The organism is Enterobacter sp. ECC-019 (genome assembly GCF_043974075.1).
Lineage (GTDB): Bacteria > Pseudomonadota > Gammaproteobacteria > Enterobacterales > Enterobacteriaceae > Enterobacter > Enterobacter asburiae_D.
Map to the genome: position 1 here is coordinate 3,926,825 of NZ_CP143759.1, position 18,817 is coordinate 3,945,641.

General features: G+C 52.7%; 16 protein-coding genes and 1 tRNA gene. 8 read left to right on the top strand and 9 right to left on the bottom strand.

Features of this window, described 5'->3' with window-relative positions:
- Nucleotides 1-12: 12 nt before the first annotated feature.
- From yejM to V1566_RS18620, 6 genes are all read left to right on the top strand, one after another.
- The gene (gene yejM / locus V1566_RS18595) at nucleotides 13-1,773 is read left to right on the top strand and encodes an LPS biosynthesis-modulating metalloenzyme YejM (RefSeq protein ID WP_395304280.1); all 1,761 of its coding nucleotides are present in this window, start codon (nucleotides 13-15) and stop codon (nucleotides 1,771-1,773) included.
- 72 nt (nucleotides 1,774-1,845) lie between these two features.
- Nucleotides 1,846-1,922: transfer RNA gene (locus V1566_RS18600), tRNA-Pro, on the top strand.
- 278 nt (nucleotides 1,923-2,200) lie between these two features.
- The gene (locus V1566_RS18605; RefSeq protein ID WP_395306019.1) at nucleotides 2,201-2,563 is read left to right on the top strand and encodes a GtrA family protein; all 363 of its coding nucleotides are present in this window, start codon (nucleotides 2,201-2,203) and stop codon (nucleotides 2,561-2,563) included.
- Nucleotides 2,560-3,480: a glycosyltransferase family 2 protein gene (locus V1566_RS18610; protein WP_395304281.1), complete on the top strand. Its 921-nt coding sequence runs from the start codon at nucleotides 2,560-2,562 to the stop codon at nucleotides 3,478-3,480. Before V1566_RS18605 ends, V1566_RS18610 begins: the two co-directional genes overlap by 4 nt.
- A complete protein-coding gene (locus tag V1566_RS18615; RefSeq protein ID WP_395304282.1) occupies nucleotides 3,480-3,923 on the top strand; it encodes a hypothetical protein in 444 nt (147 codons plus the stop codon). Before V1566_RS18610 ends, V1566_RS18615 begins: the two co-directional genes overlap by 1 nt.
- Nucleotides 3,901-5,109: a DUF6056 family protein gene (locus V1566_RS18620; protein ID WP_395304283.1), complete on the top strand. Its 1,209-nt coding sequence runs from the start codon at nucleotides 3,901-3,903 to the stop codon at nucleotides 5,107-5,109. Before V1566_RS18615 ends, V1566_RS18620 begins: the two co-directional genes overlap by 23 nt.
- Nucleotides 5,110-5,326: 217 nt before the next feature.
- Here V1566_RS18620 and V1566_RS18625 read toward each other — a convergent pair whose 3' ends face one another.
- Both V1566_RS18625 and V1566_RS18630 read right to left on the bottom strand, forming a co-directional pair.
- Entirely contained in the window at nucleotides 5,327-6,514 is a 1,188-nt protein-coding gene (locus tag V1566_RS18625) for an MFS transporter (RefSeq protein ID WP_395304284.1), read from the bottom strand.
- Between the two features lie 124 nt (nucleotides 6,515-6,638).
- Entirely contained in the window at nucleotides 6,639-6,899 is a 261-nt protein-coding gene (locus V1566_RS18630; RefSeq protein WP_008500962.1) for a DUF2534 family protein, read from the bottom strand.
- Nucleotides 6,900-7,108: 209 nt separating this feature from the next.
- On the opposite strand from V1566_RS18630, the gene eco reads away from it, so the two are divergent.
- Entirely contained in the window at nucleotides 7,109-7,612 is a 504-nt protein-coding gene (gene eco, locus V1566_RS18635; RefSeq protein WP_395304285.1) for a serine protease inhibitor ecotin, read from the top strand.
- 93 nt (nucleotides 7,613-7,705) lie between these two features.
- On the opposite strand, the gene mqo is transcribed toward eco, so the two are convergent.
- Complete coding sequence (mqo, locus tag V1566_RS18640) at nucleotides 7,706-9,355, bottom strand: malate dehydrogenase (quinone) (RefSeq protein ID WP_395304286.1); 1,650 nt, start codon at nucleotides 9,353-9,355, stop codon at nucleotides 7,706-7,708.
- Nucleotides 9,356-9,542: 187 nt separating this feature from the next.
- Between mqo and V1566_RS18645 the strand changes: the two genes are divergently transcribed.
- Nucleotides 9,543-10,832, top strand: a complete 1,290-nt coding sequence (locus tag V1566_RS18645; RefSeq protein ID WP_395304287.1) for a SulP family inorganic anion transporter — start codon at nucleotides 9,543-9,545, stop codon at nucleotides 10,830-10,832.
- Here the strand turns inward: V1566_RS18645 and mgtE are convergent.
- The 6 genes from mgtE to V1566_RS18675 form a co-directional block, all read right to left on the bottom strand.
- Nucleotides 10,795-12,231, bottom strand: coding sequence for a magnesium transporter (mgtE, locus tag V1566_RS18650; RefSeq protein ID WP_069303099.1), 1,437 nt, complete (start codon nucleotides 12,229-12,231; stop codon nucleotides 10,795-10,797). The two genes, V1566_RS18645 and mgtE, sit on opposite strands and share 38 nt — an antisense overlap.
- 174 nt (nucleotides 12,232-12,405) lie before the next feature.
- On the bottom strand, nucleotides 12,406-14,049 hold the full coding sequence (locus V1566_RS18655) for a multidrug ABC transporter permease/ATP-binding protein (RefSeq protein WP_395304288.1): 1,644 nt from the start codon (nucleotides 14,047-14,049) through the stop codon (nucleotides 12,406-12,408).
- 69 nt (nucleotides 14,050-14,118) lie between these two features.
- Nucleotides 14,119-14,775 carry a DNA oxidative demethylase AlkB gene (alkB, locus tag V1566_RS18660; RefSeq protein ID WP_395304289.1) on the bottom strand — a complete coding sequence of 219 codons (657 nt, stop codon included), beginning with the start codon at nucleotides 14,773-14,775 and terminating at the stop codon, nucleotides 14,119-14,121.
- On the bottom strand, nucleotides 14,775-15,833 hold the full coding sequence (gene ada, locus V1566_RS18665) for a bifunctional DNA-binding transcriptional regulator/O6-methylguanine-DNA methyltransferase Ada (RefSeq protein ID WP_395304290.1): 1,059 nt from the start codon (nucleotides 15,831-15,833) through the stop codon (nucleotides 14,775-14,777). The genes alkB and ada overlap by 1 nt, the downstream gene beginning before the upstream one ends.
- A 72-nt stretch (nucleotides 15,834-15,905) precedes the next feature.
- Entirely contained in the window at nucleotides 15,906-16,961 is a 1,056-nt protein-coding gene (gene apbE / locus V1566_RS18670; protein WP_395304291.1) for an FAD:protein FMN transferase ApbE, read from the bottom strand.
- 114 nt (nucleotides 16,962-17,075) lie between these two features.
- Entirely contained in the window at nucleotides 17,076-18,188 is a 1,113-nt protein-coding gene (locus V1566_RS18675) for a porin OmpC (RefSeq protein WP_395304292.1), read from the bottom strand.
- Nucleotides 18,189-18,817 lie beyond the last annotated feature (629 nt).

Sequence of the window (18,817 nt, forward strand, 5' to 3'; positions counted from 1 at the left end):
GAACAACAGTTTATGGTGACGAATCGTCAGCGCTACCGTGAAAAAGTCTCCCAGATGGTCAGCTGGGGGCACTGGTTTGCCCTGTTCAACATTCTGTTGGCGACGGTCATCGGCTGTCGTTATCTGTTTGTCGCAGACTGGCCAACAACGCTAACCGGGCGTATCTACTCCTGGATAAGCGTTGTCGGTCACTTTAGCTTTTTGGTTTTCGCCACCTATCTGCTGATCCTGTTCCCCTTGACGTTTATCGTCATGTCGCAGCGTCTGATGCGGTTCTTGTCCGCCATCCTTGCGACGGTGGGGATGACGCTGCTGCTTATCGACAGTGAAGTGTTCACCCGCTTCCACCTGCACCTCAACCCCATCGTCTGGGAACTGGTGATTAACCCCGACCAGAACGAAACGGCCCGTGACTGGCAGCTGATGTTTATCAGCGTCCCGGTGATCCTGTTGATTGAGATGCTGTTTGCCACCTGGAGCTGGCAAAAACTGCGCAGTCTGACCCGGCGACGCCATTACGCGAAGCCCGTCGCCGCGCTCTTCTTCATCTCCTTCATCAGTTCGCACATCATGTATATCTGGGCGGATGCGAACTTCTATCGCCCGATTACCATGCAGCGCGCTAACCTGCCGCTCTCATATCCGATGACGGCCCGTCGCTTCCTCGAGAAACACGGCCTGCTTGATGCGCAGGAGTACCAGCGCCGCCTGGTCGAACAGGGTAACCCGGAAGCCGTCAGCGTTCAGTATCCTCTGAGCGACCTGCAGTACCGCGATATGGGTCGCGGGCAAAACGTCCTGCTGATCACCGTCGATGGCCTGAACTATTCCCGTTACGAGAAGCAGATGCCTGCGCTGGCTGATTTCGCCAGTAAAAACGTCTCGTTTACTCAGCACATGAGCTCCGGTAACTCAACCGATGCGGGCATTTTTGGCCTCTTCTACGGCATTTCTGCCGGCTACATGGACGGCGTACTGTCTACCCGCACGCCTGCGGCGCTGATTACCGGGCTGAATCAGCAAGGCTATCAGTTAGGGTTATTCTCCTCCGATGGCTTTAACAGCCCGCTCTACCGCCAGGCGCTGCTGTCCGATTTCTCACTGCCGACGGCACAAAATCAGTCCGATGCGCAGACCGCCAGCCAATGGATAAACTGGCTGCAGCGCTACGCCCAGGAAGATAACCGCTGGTTCTCATGGGTTGCCTTTAATGGCACAACGCTTGCCAACAGCAATAAGAATGACTTTGCGCGCCGTTACGGCCGCGCGGCTGGCGATGTTGATGCACAGATAGGCCGCGTGCTTGACGCGCTTCGCGAGTCAGGCAAGCTGGACAATACCGTGGTGATCGTGACCGCGGGTCATGGCATCCCGTTAGGTGACGAGACGAAGAGTATGAGCTGGTCTCGTCCGAATCTGCAGGTTCCGCTGGTGATCCACTGGCCAGGCACGCCGGCGCAGCGCATCAATATGCTCACCGAGCATAAAGATGTGATGACTACCCTGATGCAACGCCTGCTGCATGTCAGCACACCAGCAAACGAGTATTCGCAGGGGCAGGATCTCTTCAGCGCCGCGCGCCGCCACAGCTGGGTGACGGCTGCGGGGAATAATACGCTGGTGGTGACCACGCCGAAGCTGACGCTGGTGCTGAACAGCAACGGGAATTATCAGACCTATAATCTGCAGGGTGAACGGCTGAAAGACCAGAAACCGCAGCTGAGCCTGCTGCTGCAGGTTCTGACGGATGAGAAGCGGTTTATCGCTAACTGATTAATAATAAACCAGTTAGCGACGGATTCCCTTGCATTCAAAACGGAATCGAGTAGTATTCTTTTTATGCGTCGGCACGTAGCGCAGCCTGGTAGCGCACCGTCATGGGGTGTCGGGGGTCGGAGGTTCAAATCCTCTCGTGCCGACCAAAAACATATTTAAAACCAGCCTCTTATGGCTGGTTTTTTTATGTTTATAATATGTACGTGGGAGCACTGGGGAATAACCATCGACATTTGCACGCTACATTACTGCCAATTTATCGTCTTTAACTTGGTTACCCAAAGGCAGCACTTATGCCTGCTGTGCGTGGCATAATTATCTCATTAACAACTGTAATTATATACAGAATCGTCAAATCTGAGGGTCGATCAAGTTTCTTTGAAGTGCTACACTTCTCTCCTTTCAGAATTGACTGAATTTTATGATGTTAAAGCTATTTAGTCGTTATGTCTCAGTTGGTGTAATCAATACAGCTCTGCACTGGATGTGCTTCGGCGCGCTGTTTCATTTCATGAGCACAAGCCAGGCTCTGGCAAACGTTGTCGCTTTTTGTATTGCAGTCACATTCAGCTTTTTCGCTAATGCAAAGTGGACGTTCAAAGCACGTGCTACATCCGGCCGCTATATCGCGTTCGTCGCTTTCATGGGGATTATGGCAGGTTTGACAGGGTTTGTTGCTGATGTCATCGGTGCGCCGCCTGTAATTACCCTGATCGCTTTTTCCGGATTCAGCCTTATTGCCGGTTTCATATACTCAAATTTCATTGTTTTTAGGAATGCTAAATGAAAATCTCTCTGGTAGTTCCGGTATTTAATGAAGAGGAAGCAATTCCAATCTTCTACAAAACTGTGCGGGAATTTGAAGATCTTCAGCAGCATGAAGTCGAGATAGTATTCATTAACGACGGAAGCAAAGATGCAACAGAGTCAATCATAAACGCATTGGCCATTGCCGACCCACTTGTAGTTCCGCTTTCCTTCACTCGTAACTTTGGCAAAGAGCCTGCTTTGTTTGCAGGGCTTGACCACGCTACAGGTGAAGCAATCATCCCGATTGACGTGGACCTACAGGACCCCATCGAAGTCATTCCTAATCTGATAGATAAATGGCAGGCTGGCGCTGATATGGTGCTTGCTAAGCGTTCAGACCGCTCTACGGATGGCCACCTGAAACGCAAAACTGCTGAGTGGTTTTATAAGCTCCACAATAAAATAAGCAATCCTAAGATCGAAGAGAATGTTGGTGATTTCCGTCTAATGTCGCGTGATGTTGTTGAAAACATCAAACTCATGCCTGAGAGAAATCTCTTTATGAAGGGAGTTCTTAGCTGGGTGGGCGGAAGTATTGAAGTCGTAGAGTATGCCAGGGCTGAAAGGGTCGCAGGGACGACAAAGTTCAATGGCTGGAAATTATGGAACCTGGCGCTTGAGGGTATAACAAGCTTTTCGACATTTCCGCTTAGGATCTGGACATATATTGGTCTGTTTGTAGCTGGTATGGCATTTCTGTATGGTGCATGGATGATCGTTGATACTCTTGCCTTTGGAAATCCTGTGCGTGGTTATCCTTCGCTTATTGTTTCAATACTTTTCCTCGGTGGTGTTCAGCTAATTGGAATTGGTGTGCTTGGGGAGTATATAGGACGGATCTATATTGAGACCAAAAAACGACCTAAATATATAATGAAGAGAGTTAGAAAATAATGAGCAAGGACAGATTAATTTATGTATCGTTACTCATTGCCAGCGTATTAATTTCCGCTGTGATGTTTACTTCATGGAACATAAGTAAATCAAAGCTTATTGATACACAAGGCAAACAGGCTACTGCTATGCGGTGGGCTATCGAGGGATGTGATGTATCAAAAGATTATGTTTCCCTTAAGGGGTGGGCATACTTGCCAAATTCAGGCAGGGTAAAAATCAATATTTATGCTCAAGATGATAATGGCGAATATCAAAAAATAAACAAGACCTCCTTCCACGTGCCAGGTGTTAACGAGTCACTTGGTTTATCTTCTTATGAACTTCCAGGCTTTTTCGCCGCTAAAAGAGTGATTGGAAATAGTAACTACTCAGGAAAATTCATGATCGAAGCTATTGATTCACAAGGTAATGAGAGCTATGCAACTTACGAATGTAAATAAAATAAATTATATACTAATACTCGTGGCAGCGGTTGCGATACTTCACTTGACCAGAAGCGTAAATTTAAGAATTGATGGGGATGACCAATATTTTCTTAATCTGCTATCTACAAATAATATTTGGGAGATATTAAAGTCACGATACCTTACCTGGTCCGGAAGGATCGGAGTAGAGTTTGTACTTTTGCACACGATTAAATATAGCTATTTTTGGATTATCGCCATACCGGTTTCCATTTTTCTAACTTGTTACTCAATAACTGTAATTGCAAGTGAAAAAAATTACGCGGCATTACTCCTGAGCATTACAGTTTTCTTATTCAGTTTGATGAAATCTTCTGTGATTAATGATGCAGCACTGTGGGTGACAGGATTCTACAATTATTTACTACCCGCATCACTTGCTATATTTACAATATCTGTGTGCCTGAAACCATACCGATACATTGGGATTTCCAGAGCAATCGCGCTTCTGGCTCCATTTATATACTCTTATAGTGAGCAGATAGCCCTTGCCGCCATTCTCGCACTCTTTGTTGTTTTCATTTTTAGTAAAAAATGCCATAAAAACCTAAGCTTGATGTGTATTATCATCAGTGTAATAAACTTTGCCGTTTGTTACTTATCGCCAGGGAGTGCTGAAAGAGCTCAAACTGAGGCTTGGTTTGCTTTCCCTGACTACCTAACATTGAATATTTTTCAGAAAGCATCTTTAGGGGTATATCTGCTTCATACACATCTTTCTGATTTTAACAACACTCCATACTTAATACTATTAGCCGCATGCTTTGTATGTGCGCTAGTTTTTAACAAAAAAGATCCTTTAGTTATAGCTGCGTCTTGCTTTGTAGCACTACAAATTATTGTCATGTTCTGCATGAATAGCAAAAATGATACAAACATGCTTAAATTCACGCCAGAAATATTTGCATCAATTAAGACCTATGCGTACCTCCTCATTGATTTAATATCATTCTTCTCTGCGATCTATATTTGCTTTAAATGCTTTGACAATAGTTACATGGTGGCTATTGCATTGACTATTGGGGCTATATCTGTTGTTGCCATGGGGCTTTCACCTACCGTATTTAGCTCAGGAACAAGAACAATGTTTGTTTTTGATATCGCTGTGATTTTTTCAATAATATGGATTATTAACTTCAGGCTACATGCAAAGAAGAATTAACACCTAAAATAAGGCATGAAGAAAACAATTATCTTCATGCTTTTAACTTATTTATTAATCACCCATACCAAATCAGATACACCAGAGAAATTTGCAAGCGCCGTCATACGGTGTCGGCGCGCCATTGCTCATTTGTAGATGAATGGATCCTGCAAAGTAGGTTTCGTTCCTCTCGCACCGACCAAAAACATACTGAAAACCAGCCTGATGGCTTTTTTTATTCCATTTCGTCAGGTGTTTTTCGCAGATAAACCAACGTCGCCAGACAAATCACCGCCCCGGCATAGAAAGTATACTGCGCACCAAACGTCTCCCAGATTACCCCTGCTCCCAGGCTGGCGACTAATAACCCCACTCCGCTGACCAGACTAAAAATACCGTAGGCGGTACCGCGCAGATCCGCGGGTGCGGTTTTCGCAATCATTGCCGCCAGCAGTCCCTGGGTCATGCCCATATGTATCCCCCAAAGCGCAACGCCAAAAATAATGCCTGCCCAGTGGGTGCTCAGCGCCAGCACAATGTCCGCTCCAATCAGCACCACCAGCCCCCACTGCAATAATCGGGTGTGGCTCATCACGTCGGATAGCTTGCCAAACGGATAGGCAGAGAGGAAATAGAGCAGATTCATGGCAACCATCACCAGCGGGATCAGCGCCAGCGGCACACCCGACTGCTGAGCGCGAAGGACAAGAAATGCTTCACTGAAACGTGCGAGCGTGAAGATGGCCCCCAGGCCAATGACCCACCAGCAGCCTTTCCCGAGGCGCCTGAGGTTCTCTCGTTTAATAGGATTCGTTCGTTTATGCTCGACAGGGGTTTTAGGCTCATGCAGGCCGAAGAAAAGCAAGGCAACGGCGAGTACGCCGGGGATCACCGCAATCCAGAAAATGGTACGAAAATCATCATTCCACAGCAGCATTAAGCCTACGGCCAGCAGCGGCCCGAGAAAGGCGCCAATGGTGTCCATCGACTGACGCAAACCAAAGGCCGCGCCGCGGAGTTCCGGCGGCGTAACGTCAGCGACCAGCGCATCGCGCGGCGCTCCCCGGATCCCCTTCCCTACCCGGTCGATTAAGCGAGCCCCAAGGATCATGCCGGAGGAAGAGGCAATAGCAAACAGCGGTTTACTCAACGCGCCAAGACCGTAGCCCAGAACCGCCAGCCCTTTACGTTTGCCCAGATAGTCACTGATTGCGCCGGAAAACACCTTGATAAACAACGCAGTGGCCTCAGCCAGACCTTCAATCAAACCAATGAAAATCACGCTGGCACCCAGCGTCGTGACCATAAACAACGGCAGCAGGCTGTGAATGATCTCCGAGGAGATATCCATCAACATACTGACGCCACCCACAACCCAGACTCCTTTCGGGATCCGGCTGAGCGTTGCAAACCGGGATAACATTGCGCATCTCCTGTTTTATATCGAACAGCCTCGTTCGAAACAGAATATCCTGGAAATGCGAATAAAAATCATCTGATATAAAAAAAGCCAGCCCGCAGGCTGGCTTCATTTCTGAGGTGAATGCTTAGTGCTTCTCACGTCCACCCAGGAAGAAAATGCCCAGCGGGATAGCCAGCAGTACGGTGAATACCAGGCTGTAGACGAAGATCATCGCCGATTGCAGGACATACATGCTGGTTGTCCAGGCAGAGAGGGGGATATTGTACTGTTCGATCACGCCAACAATGGTTGCCCGCCCCACGCACGCGGCAGCAATCATAAACACGACCAGCAGCGCCAGGAGGAATTTGCGGCCTTCAGGTGTTTTCAGTTTTGCACGAACCATCTCTCTTCCCTTTTACAGATGAATAACATTATATACAGTCTAAAATAACACGAACTGGCACCCGACTCCACACCAGCATAAACAACCACTAAACAGGATGTTTAAAAGCGTATAACGCTATCCATAGTGAAAATGTAAGTAAATAACACCAATCATTCATAGTTGTTATGTTAACCTGCTCAGGATCGTTTTGACATAAAGGAATGACAATGAAAAACGCACCTAAATTTGCCATCGCCCTCATCGCCGCCGCGTGCTTCAGCAGCAGTGCTTTCGCCAGCGAAACCCCAAAAGAGCAGCCACTGGAAAAAGTGGCTCCGTACCCGCAAGCGGACAAAGGGATGAAGCGTCAGGTGATTCAGCTGCCGGTTCAGCAGGATGAAGCGAACTTCAAAGTGGAACTGTTAATTGGCAAGACGCTGGAAGTGGACTGCAACCAGCACCGTCTGGGCGGTCAGCTGGAAAGTAAAACCCTGGAAGGCTGGGGTTACGACTATTACGTCTTTGATAAAGTGACCTCTCCGGTCTCCACCATGATGGCCTGCCCGGATGGCAAGAAAGAGAAGAAATTTGTGACGGCTTATCTGGGCGACAACAGTCTTCTGCGCTACAACAGCAAGCTGCCGATCGTGGTCTATACGCCTGAAAACGTGGAAGTGAAGTATCGCGTGTGGAAGGCTGATGAGAACATTGGACAAGCCGTAGTACGTTAAAAATAAGTCGGGTGGCGGATTCGCCTTACCCGACCTACAAAACAACACCGAACGTAGGCCGGGTAAGCGTCAGCGCCACCCGGCTTTTTTACACTACAGCGCGATATCCGCAACCGGTTTGTTTTCCGGCTGAGGCTTCAGCTCCGCTTTTGGCGCAGCATCCGCAGCCTGTGGCTTGATGTATTGCAGCTGCAGTACGCGGCTGGTGTATTCCAGCTCCTGCTCCGTCGCGCTCACGTTGCCGTTCAGCTTCGTGCCGTAGGATGGAATAATGGTTTTCAGCTTCGCCTGCCATTCCGGGCTGGCGACTTTATCTTTAAACACTTTTTCCATCAGGTGCAGCATGATTGGCGCAGCGGTAGACGCGCCCGGTGATGCACCCAGCAGCGCGGCGATGGTGCCATCCTTATCACTCACCACTTCGGTACCCAGACGCAGCACGCCGCCCTCTTTCGGATCGCGCTTGATGATTTGTACGCGCTGACCCGCCTGCCACAGACGCCAGTCTTCTTTCTTCGCCTGCGGATAGTACTCTTTCAACGCCTCGAAACGGTCATCGTCAGAGAGCATCACCTGGCTAATCAGGTATTTCACCAGGTCGAAGTTATCCAGACCCACGTCCATCATCGGCTTGACGTTAGAGGTGGTCGTGGCGCTGAGCAGATCCCACAGGGAGCCATTTTTCAGGAACTTCGTGGAGAAGGTCGCGAACGGCCCAAACAGCACCACGCGTTTGCCATCAAGCATACGAGTGTCGATGTGCGGAACAGACATCGGCGGCGCGCCAACAGAAGCCTGGCCGTACACTTTTGCCAGATGACGGTTCACCACTTCCGGGTTATCGGACACCAGGAACTGGCCACCCACCGGGAAGCCCGCGTAGTCGTCAGCTTCCGGAATACCGGACTCCTGCAGCAGCTTCAGCGCCGCGCCGCCCGCACCGATAAAGACAAACTTCGCCTTGATAACGTGCTCGGCTTCGTTGTTTTTCAGATCGGCAACAGTCACGCTCCAGCTGTTATCCGCGTTGCGCTTGAAACCGCGCACTTCGGTGCTGAGCTGCAGGTTGAAGTTCTCTTTTTTCTTCAGAGACGTCACCAGCTGACGGGTAATTTCACCGTAGTTAACGTCGGTACCAATTTCGGTACGGGTCGCCGCCACTTTCTGGTTCGGGTCACGACCTTCCATGACCAGCGGAGCCCACTCTTTAATCTGCGCGTGGTCTTCAGAGTATTTCATCCCGCGGAAAAGCGTGCTCTGCTGCAGAGCGGCGTAGCGCGCGCGCAGGAAGTTAACGTTCTGCTCACCCCACACAAAGCTCATGTGCGGCACGGTGTTGATGAAGGAGTGCGGGTCGTGCATCACGCCGCTGTTAACCTGATGAGACCAGAACTGGCGAGAAACCTGGAATGCTTCGTTAATCTCTACCGCCTTCTCGATACTAATGGAACCGTCCTTTTTCTGCGGCGTATAGTTCAGTTCCATGAGTGCCGAATGTCCGGTACCGGCGTTATTCCATCCGTTCGAACTCTCCTGCGCCACGCCATCAAGGCGCTCGACCATGGTCATAGACCAGTCCGGCTGCAGTTCTTGCAGATAGGTTCCCAGCGTGGCGCTCATGATACCGCCACCAATTAAAAGGACGTCCGTTTCCTGCTCTTTTGGTGCGTCAGCTTTCGCCGCCATGGAGACGGTGTTAAGCCCCACGGTCAGAGAAAAGAGCATGGCAGTCATTTTTTTCATAATTTATGCCTTAGTGTAAAAGTGCTTGATGCGTGGAAATTGCAGGTGAAAAAAGCTGCGGGGGCACGGTAACAACTTTTAAATATTGTTTAAAGGTTACGAAATTATTGTAATTGTGAAATTTAATGATGGATTGTTTGTGAGGAATTATCGATGCGTCTGGTAAAGCGCGGTTTTACTGGCTAGTATGTTGCGTTTTGTGATCGCGCGCACGGAAGCCTGCCCTAACCAGCGAACTGTTATGTCCTTACCCCATTCTGCTGTATCCCCCGAAGACCGCGTAGCCAACGTGCTGCGTTCCCCTAAGCAGCTGACGCGTGAAACGCTGGCAGGCGTGATTACCGCCCTGGCGCTGATCCCCGAAGTCATCTCATTTTCAGTGGTGGCGGGCGTTGACCCGAAGGTCAGCCTGATCGCCTCCGTGGTGCTGTGTCTTGCCCTGTCTGTACTCGGTGGTCGCCCGGCGATGGTCACGGCAGCGGCCGGTTCCGTGGCGCTGGTCATTGGCCCGATGGTGCATCAGCACGGCGTACAGTACATTTTTCCCGCCGTGCTGATGGCTGGCGTGATTCAGATTCTGTTTGGCGTGCTGGGCATGGCAAGGCTGATGCGCTTTATTCCCCAGTCGGTCATGACCGGGTTTGTTAACGCCCTGGGCATTTTGATCTTCTTCGCTCAGGTGCCGCATTTCTGGAGCCGAAGCCCGCTGATTGTGGGCCTGTTCGTGCTGACGCTGCTGATTGTGCTTTGGGTGCCGCGCTATATCAAAAGCATCCCTTCCCCGCTGATTGCGATTGTTGTGCTTACCGTGTTCACCGTTTCAACCGGTCAAATCCTGCCGACCGTGGGCGATGAAGGTTCCATGAGCGGCGGTTTGCCGGGTCTTACCGAACTTCTGGTTCCCCTCAATGCACAGACACTGAGCATTATCTGGCCGTGCGCGTTGAGCATCGCCTTTGTCGGCCTGCTGGAATCCCTGCTGACGGCAAAGCTGGTGGATGAGCTGACCGCGACACCGTCAGGTAAACGCCGCGAAAGCATTGGATTAGGCGTCGGCAATATTCTGGCCGGATTTTATGGCGGTATTGCAGGCTGCGCGATGATTGGGCAAACCATCGTCAACGTGGAGATGGGGAAAGGTCGAAGCCGCATTTCAACGATTGCGGCGGGCATTGTACTGCTGATCCTGGTGACGGCGCTCAGCGACGTGATGGCCAACATCCCGATGGCGGTGCTGGCGGGTATTATGGCGATTGTCGCCGTCAAAACCTTCAGCTGGCACAGCCTTCAGCCAGCCACGGTGAAAACGGCCCCGATAGCAGAAACGGTCGTCATGCTGGTCACCGTAGCCGCCACGGTATCAACCGGTAATCTGGCGATTGGCGTGCTGGGCGGGATTATCGTTATGGCACTCCTCCCCGCCCGCATTAAGGGTCGGCTTAAAGAAGAAAAATCGTCGCCAGCCCAAGAAAAATAAAGAAACCGCCGGTATCGGTGATGGCGGTGATCATCACGCTCGACCCCACCGCGGGGTCGCGCCCCAGTTTGGTCATCGTCAGCGGGATAATGACCCCCATCATCGATGCCACCAGCAGATTTAGCACCATCGCCAGCATCATCACCCCACCCAGCGCCATATCGTCATACAGCCACCAGGTGATGCCGCCCATAATGCCGCCCCACACCAGGCCGTTGATCAGCGCCACGCCCATCTCCCTGAAGATCAGAAAGGCGAAGTTACCGGGCTGAATGTTTTCCAGCGCCAGCGCGCGGACGATCATGGTGATGGTCTGGTTTCCGGTGTTGCCGCCGATTCCGGCCACAATCGGCATCAGCGAGGCCAGTGCCACCAGCTGAGAAATGGTGTGTTCAAACCCGTCAATCACCCGGGAGGCGATAAACGCGGTACACAGGTTAATGGCCAGCCACGCCCAGCGCGTTTTCACCGCCTTGCCGACGGAGGCATGGACGTCATCTTCGGCGCTGATCCCCCCGAGCGCACGCAGGTCGTTGTCGGTTTCTTCGTAGACCACATCAACGATCTCATCGATGGTCAGACGCCCCATCAGTTTGCCGACGGAATCCACGACGGCGGCACTCACCAGGTCATCACGCTCGAAGGTACGCGCCGCTTTCTCCGCATCGTCTTCCGGGGAGAAGACCATCGGCTCGTTTTCCATCACCTCGCTCACCTTCCGCTGGGTGCTGTTGAGCAGGATGGTTTTCAGCTCCAGTTCGCCAAGCAGGGTTTTATCCCGGGAGGTGACGAACAGTTTATCGGTGTTGTCCGGCATCTTGCCCAGGCGACGCAGATAGCGCTGGACGGTGCCGAGCGTCACGTCCGGTCGCACCGTGATAACGCCGAACTCCATGATCGCGCCGACGCTGTTTTTCTCGTAGTGCATCACCTGACGCACGCGCGCCCGCTCCTCCGCAGGCAGTGACGCCAGCAGGCGACCGGTCAGGTTTCGCGGCAGGTGCTGAACGAGGTAAATCTGCTCGTCGATATCCAGGGTTTGCAGAGCGTCGAGAATGTCCCTGTCGCTCATCTCGTCGATCAGGTCGTCCCAGACGTTTTCAGAGGCCTCAAGCAGCACCTGCCCGCGCTCGTGATCCTGCACCAGACGCCACAGGGCGTGGCGTTCCTCCGAGGGAAGCGCCTCAAGGGTATCCGCCAGGTCAGGTGGCGGTAAGTGAGCAACCAGCGCACCTACCTCAGCAATATCGTCGGCCAGGGTGCCGACATCATATTGCTCAGCCAGGGTGAGTTTGCCTAATAGCGTAGAAGTGACCGCTTTATCGGTCGTGAGAAGCCAGATGAGTCGCGCGCGCTCCTGATCACGCTGCCTGGCGCTGTTTTTCTTTAATACCGACATCAATCATAAATCCATTAAATGAGTTGGGGTTAAGCATAGCGCGGGGATATGTAAATAAGAATAAACAACGGGGCGAGGTGGAGAAAAAAGCGGCATGCCCGGCGGCGCTACACTTACACGGGCCTACAAAATCGTAGGCCGGGTAAGGCGAAGCCGCCACCCGGCACATTGGCATCAGGCCGTGCGCGCCACCGCGTCACGCGAGGCCGCATCGCGCTCTTCACCGGTCAGCTCGCTCAGCTTGCCGTCGCGCATCTCCAGCAGGCGGTCGGCATGTATGAAGTAGTGATCGTCGTGGCTGATGGCGAAAATGGTTTTGCCCATCTCCTGCATCAGCGGCAGCAGCACCTGATAAAACTCGCGGCGGAAATGCGGGTCCTGATCCGCTGCCCACTCATCCAGCAGGATGATGTCACGCTCTTCCGCCAGCGCCAGCAGCAGCGCCACGCGCTTTTTCTGCCCTTTGGAAAGCTTCAGATTGAGGATCTTCCCGTCCTGTAACTCCAGCTTGTGCGACATCTGCAGCTGCGCCAGCCATTTTTCCACCAGCGCAGGATTGGCCTGTTGCCCTTCCGGCCCCAGCAGCCGATCGAACAGCCAGACGTCGGTGAACACCGCCGAGAAAAGCTTGCGGTAATCCTCAGGCTTCTCCACGCTCAGCGCCGTGCCGTCCAGCAAAATCTCGCCCGACTGAGGCTGATAGAGTCCGGTCAGCAACATCGCCAGCGTAGATTTACCGCTGCCGTTGCCGCCGATGAGGAACAGCAGTTCACCGCGGCGGATCGTCAGGTTGACCGGCCCCACGGAGAAGGCGCTGTCCTGATAGCGGAACGTGACGTTACGCAGCTCCAGCGTCTGCCAGTTCGGGAAGGCCTGCGGGCGCGGGAATTCGGCTTTAAACGGCGCGAGATCGAATTTTTTGAGCTTATTAAATGCCACCTGCGCACTCAGCAGGGTGGGCAACGCACCGACCGCCGAGAGCAGCGGCGTGCGCAAAAACAGCAGCGTCAGCGAGTAGGTTGCCGCTACGTTGGTATCCGCCCAGCCCAGGCTGTTCGCCATCCAGAATACCAGCCCAATGGCACCCAGCATCATAATGTTTGACCAGTTCACCGCGCTCAGGTGGAAGGTATCGGCGCGAATAATATGGTGACGGTATTCGCGCGCGTCCGGAATATAGAGGTTATTAAAGATATGCTCGGCGCGCTCGCGGTTCAGGGTGAGCTCTTTGCGTCCTTCCAGTACCGTCTGGTAATCGTTATAGAGCTTATCTTCGGTTTCGCGCAGCACCGCCATGTGTTTGTAGACGCGCGACACCAGCATAAAGCCGCCCCAGATGGTAATGGCAATCCACAGCGCGGTCACCGCCAGCATTTTGCTGGAGAGCCAGGCGAGATAAGCCGCCGATCCAAAGGTAAGTATGATCCCCTGAACCAGCTCCGGCAGACGAACGAACGCGATGGTAATGGCGCGCACGTCGCTGGTCAGCCCCGCCAGCAGGGAAGCGCTGCCGAGCTGCTCAACGCGCTCTATCTGGGTGTCCAGGATCCGCTTGATAAACTCACTGCGCAAACGAAAAACGAAATGGTGCCCGAGCGCGGTCAGCGCAAGCTGGGAACCGAGCGTAACCGCCATCAACAGAAGCAGCAGGCCGAGAAACTCCGGCAATACGGAGAGCGAGGTGTCGACCATTTCAATCAACCGCACGTTAATAAACGCGATCAGGCCAATACCCAGCGCGGCGCTGGCAAGGCTTAATGCCATTACGGCGACGAAGGGCCAGCGATACTGACGCCAGACAAGGAGAAGTAGTTGCATGCAGGCAATCCGGACAATAAAAATCAGCCAGCAGTGTAAACTGCCCTGCGTGTACATCAAGAATAATTCTTATTTTAGTTTACTGTACCCCGCCTGACGGAAGGTCAGGTTATAACGGTATTCGCCCGTGAGCGGGTGGACCCCGGGTTTCAGCGGCTGAATGCCGTGGTAATAAAGCCGCGACGCCCTGCCCCATACCACCACATCGCCATGTTCCAGCATGATGCGTTTGAGCGGATCGTTGCGGCGTAATCCGCCAAACTGAAAGACGGCGGGCAGACCTAACGATACCGAGACGATAGGCGCGCGCAGATCGGGTTCATCCTTGTCCTGATGTAGCGAGAGTTTCGCGCCAACGGCGTAGCGGTTGATCAGGCAGGCATCCGGCCGGAAGTCAGGATACTCCGCTGCCACAGCGGCCTCGTGGCAGAGAGACTGAAAAACTGCAGGCATCGGGGGCCACGGCTGGCCGGTGGCGGGATCGTTCGGGGCATACAGATAGCCCCGTTCGTTCGTCGCCCATCCCAGTTCGCCGCAGTTGGCCATGGCCACCGACATGGTGTAGCCGCCCGGCGTCACCATATGGCGAAACGGCGAAACCGCCGTCACCTCGTCGATACCGGCAAGCAGCGCCGCCGCACGGGAGAGTGCAAAACGGCGCAGGATCACCGCCCCCGGCGCAAGCGGCTCCTGCCAGGGTTCAGCATCCGCAAAAAGATCGAGCATTATCCCTCCTGGCGTTTCGCCTCACGTTTCAGTAATAGCGCTTTTCGCGCCGTCCCCCAACGGTAACCCGACAGCGCGCCGTCGTTACGAACCACGCGATGGCAGGGGATCACAATCGCCAGCGTGTTTGCCGCACAGGCTCCGGCAACGGCGCGTACCGCATTGGGTTGACCAATCGCCTGCGCCACCTGCTGGTAACTTGCCGTTTCGCCGCAGGGAATGTTGCGAAGAGCCTGCCAGACGCGCTGCTGGAACGCGGTTCCGCGAATATCCAGCGGCAGCGCAAGCGGTGCGTCGCGGTTATCAATACTGGCAATCACCTGCTGGATCCGCTGTGCAAAATCCTCTTCCAGCGGCGCATGCGCTGCTTTTGGAAATTGCGCGGCAAGCTCTTCGGCTAATTCTGCATCGCTGTCACCCAGCAGGATCGCGCAGATCCCCCGCTCGCTTTCTGCAACCAGACAGCGTCCTAACGAACAGTCGCTGATGGCATAACGCACTGCCACATCCCCTTTGCGGTACTGCTTCGCCGTCATGCCCAGCGCATCGTTGGCTTTACGATAATAGCTGCTGCTGTCGGGAAACCCCGCAGCCAGCACGGCGTCGGTAACTTTGTCTCCCTGTGCAAGCGCGGTGCGCAGGCGCTGGCCTCGCGCCGCCTGCTGCCAGGCTTTTGGCGTCATGCCGGTCACGGACTTAAACAGACGGTGGAAATGGAAAGGACTCATGGCGACCTGCTGCGCCAGCCCCTCCAGGGTTAGCGTAGGTTCCTGCTCCAGAAGACGGCAGGCGTGTTCCACTTTCGCCAGCTTCTGCGCCTGCGGATCGCGTTTGTCCGGCAGGCAGCGCTTGCACGGACGAAACCCTGCCTGTACGGCGTGGTGGGCATCGGGATAAAAGCGGACATTTTTACGCAGCGCGTGGCGGGCGCGGCATGATGGGCGGCAGAAAATACCCGTGGTCTGCACGGCGAAGACAAACTGTTCGTCAGCGAGCGGATCGCGGGCCAGCACGGCCTGCCAGCGATCCTCATCGGTAATAAAGGTTGAGTTTCTCATTATCGGCTCCTCTTGTAAGCATACATAGAGCCTGCCTGAGTGCCACTGATAAAAAACCCGTAACCTTGCTTTTTAATTTTTGTCGCGCACCAGGAAGCTGTCGAACTGCGGTGAATGCCAGGTTTTGAAACCGTCGCCCTCTTTGGTGATCATATAAACCGCCAGCCCTTCCTGACGAACCACCTCTTTGGCTTTTTCCGGGCCGAGAACCATTAATCCGGTATCCCAGGCATCCGCCTCCAGCGCGGTGGGGGCAATGACCGTCACCGAGACCAGGTTATGCACAATGGGACGCCCGGTCTGGGGATCGATAACATGCGAAATACGCTTCCCCTCAAGCTCGTAATAATTACGGTAGCTTCCGGAGGTACTGATCCCATGTCCGTTGATATCCACTATCGCCTGCACGGCATTTTGCCGATCGGTCGGCTTTTGAATCGCTACGCGCCACGGCTTATCACTGGCGTTCATGCCCCGGCTGACTAGCGCGCCGCCCACGGAGACCAGATAACGGGAAATACCTTCCTGGGCCATCAGCGCAGCAAGATGATCCGCCGCATAGCCTTCCCCGACCGTCGACAGATCGACAAACAGATCGGGGATATCCTTTTGCAGGTACTGTTGCCCGTACTGATTGATCACCGTCAGATGCTGCAGCCCTGTCCTGGCGCGGGCGTCATCAATGGCCGCCTGTTCGGGCGTGGTCAACGGCTGTTTGTTCGGGCCAAATCCCCAGAGGTTTACCAGCGGTCCGACGGTCACATCCATCGCGCCGTTGGTTTTATAACCCACGCGCATCGCCTCGGTCACGATATCGGCCATCGCCTCGCTCACCGGCCACAGGGAGGTGCTGGTGGAGAGGTTAAAGCGCATCAGCGCAGAGTCATTTTTATAGGTCGACAGCAGCTGATCGTCGGCGTCCAGCTGCGACTGTATTTTGCCGCGAAGTTCATCAGTGCGTGTTTTATCGAGGTTCATCACGCTGACGCGCCAGAAGGTCCCCATCGTTTTGCCTTCAAGCACCATCGCGGCGGGTGCGTCGGCTTTCGCCACGGGAGTGGGATCGTTACACGCGGTCAGGAAAAAAAGCATAGCCAGAAAGCTGGCGCGTAAAAAAGTCATGTCCATTCATTATTATCCTCATGCCAGGGCGGCAAGAGTACACCAAAACGGGTGAGTTGTGAGAATCTGCGAGGCACAAAAAAGGGGCCTTCAGGCCCCTTACGTCACACGGTGAAGCGATTAGAACTGGTAAACCAGGCCCAGCGCGACGATATCGTCAGTACCGATACCCGCCTGACGGGTGAATTCATTTTCATCAACCAGGTTGATTTTGTAATCCACGTAGGTGGACATGTTTTTGTTGAAGTAGTAAGTCGCACCAACATCAACATATTTCAGCAGATCCTGATCGCCGTAACCTTCGATGTCTTTCCCTTTAGACTGCAGGTAAGCCACGGATGGACGCAGGCCGAAGTCGAACTGGTACTGCGCAACCACTTCGAAGTTCTGCGCTTTGTTAGCGAAGCCGTAAGCGGTAGTCGGGTTGCTGCCGTTAGAGGTACCGAAACGGGTTGCGTTGTAGGTCTGAGAGTACTGCGCTGCCAGATAGATGTTGTTGGCATCGTATTTCAGGCCGCCAGAATAGACTTCTGCGTGATCGCCATTACCGTATACGCCTGGTGCGTTCTGATCGGCGGTACGTTTGGAGGAGGACATTGCGCCACCCACGCTGAAACCTTCGCCCAGGTTATAGGTCACGGATGCACCGTAGCCGTCGCCGTTCTGGTTCAGCAGGCTGCGACCGCTGGTGTTTTCACCGCTTACGCTGCCGTTTTTGCCCTGATACTGCAGAGCAAAGTTCAGGCCGTCAACCAGACCAAAGAAGTCCTGGTTACGGTAGGTCGCAACGCCGTTAGCACGCTGCTGGAGGAAGTTGTCTGCGCCGTAGGTATCGCCGCCGAATTCTGGCAGAACGTCAGTCCAGGAGGTCACGTCGTAGATTACGCCGTAGTTACGACCGTAATCGAAAGAACCCGCCTCAGCGAATTTCAGACCCGCGAACGCCACACGCGTCCAGGACTGGTTGTCACCTTCAGTGGTGTTGCCCTGGATCTGGTATTCCCACTGGCCGTAACCGGTCAGTTGATCGTTAACCTGAGTTTCGCCTTTGAAGCCAAGACGCATGTAGGTCTTGTCGCCGTCGTTGCCCTTGTCGTCAGAGAAATAGTGCAGACCATCGACTTTACCGTACAGATCTAATTTGTTGCCATCTTTGTTATAAATTTCGGCCGCATTTGCTGCGCCTGCTACCAGGAGTGCTGGTACCAGGAGGGACAGTACTTTAACTTTCATTTTATTAACCCTCTGTTATATGCCTTATAATTGCCACTGCTTACTGGTTAACCCTCATTAACCAGTCGGCAATTTCATTCTCCGCAAAATTACAGAATAATCCAATGCGAATATGATACGAAAACTTTGAAGATGTTTCATTTATCTATCAACATGTTTCAAAATGTAAATATCAAGGAACTTTTACAAAGCACAAATAGCTTAGAAAATTAGCACTTATAATCAAACAGAAAAATCACCACATAAATATCAATAAGTTACAATAAAATCCGTTACAGCACTGAATGACAAAACAAGATCGCACCTAATCTCTAGAATAACTCTCGCTATCATCATTAACTTTATTTATTACCGTCATTCAGTTTTGAATGTCTGTTTATCCCTAATTGAACCGAATGCTTCGCATTCGGTTTTTTTTTACCTTTCTTTACGTTAACTCCCTTTTTTTGTGCTACCGCACCGTAATTGTAACGACTATTAACTAAATTCTCATTGGGTATCCTGCGAGGGAAGAAAATTAAGGACAAACTTAATTTCTTGTTAATTCGTGCTATTTTTGGGTGCGTGTGCCTGTAATTTGTACGCATATGGCGAGTTTGTACAGGTTTACTGCACGCCTCATCGCCGAT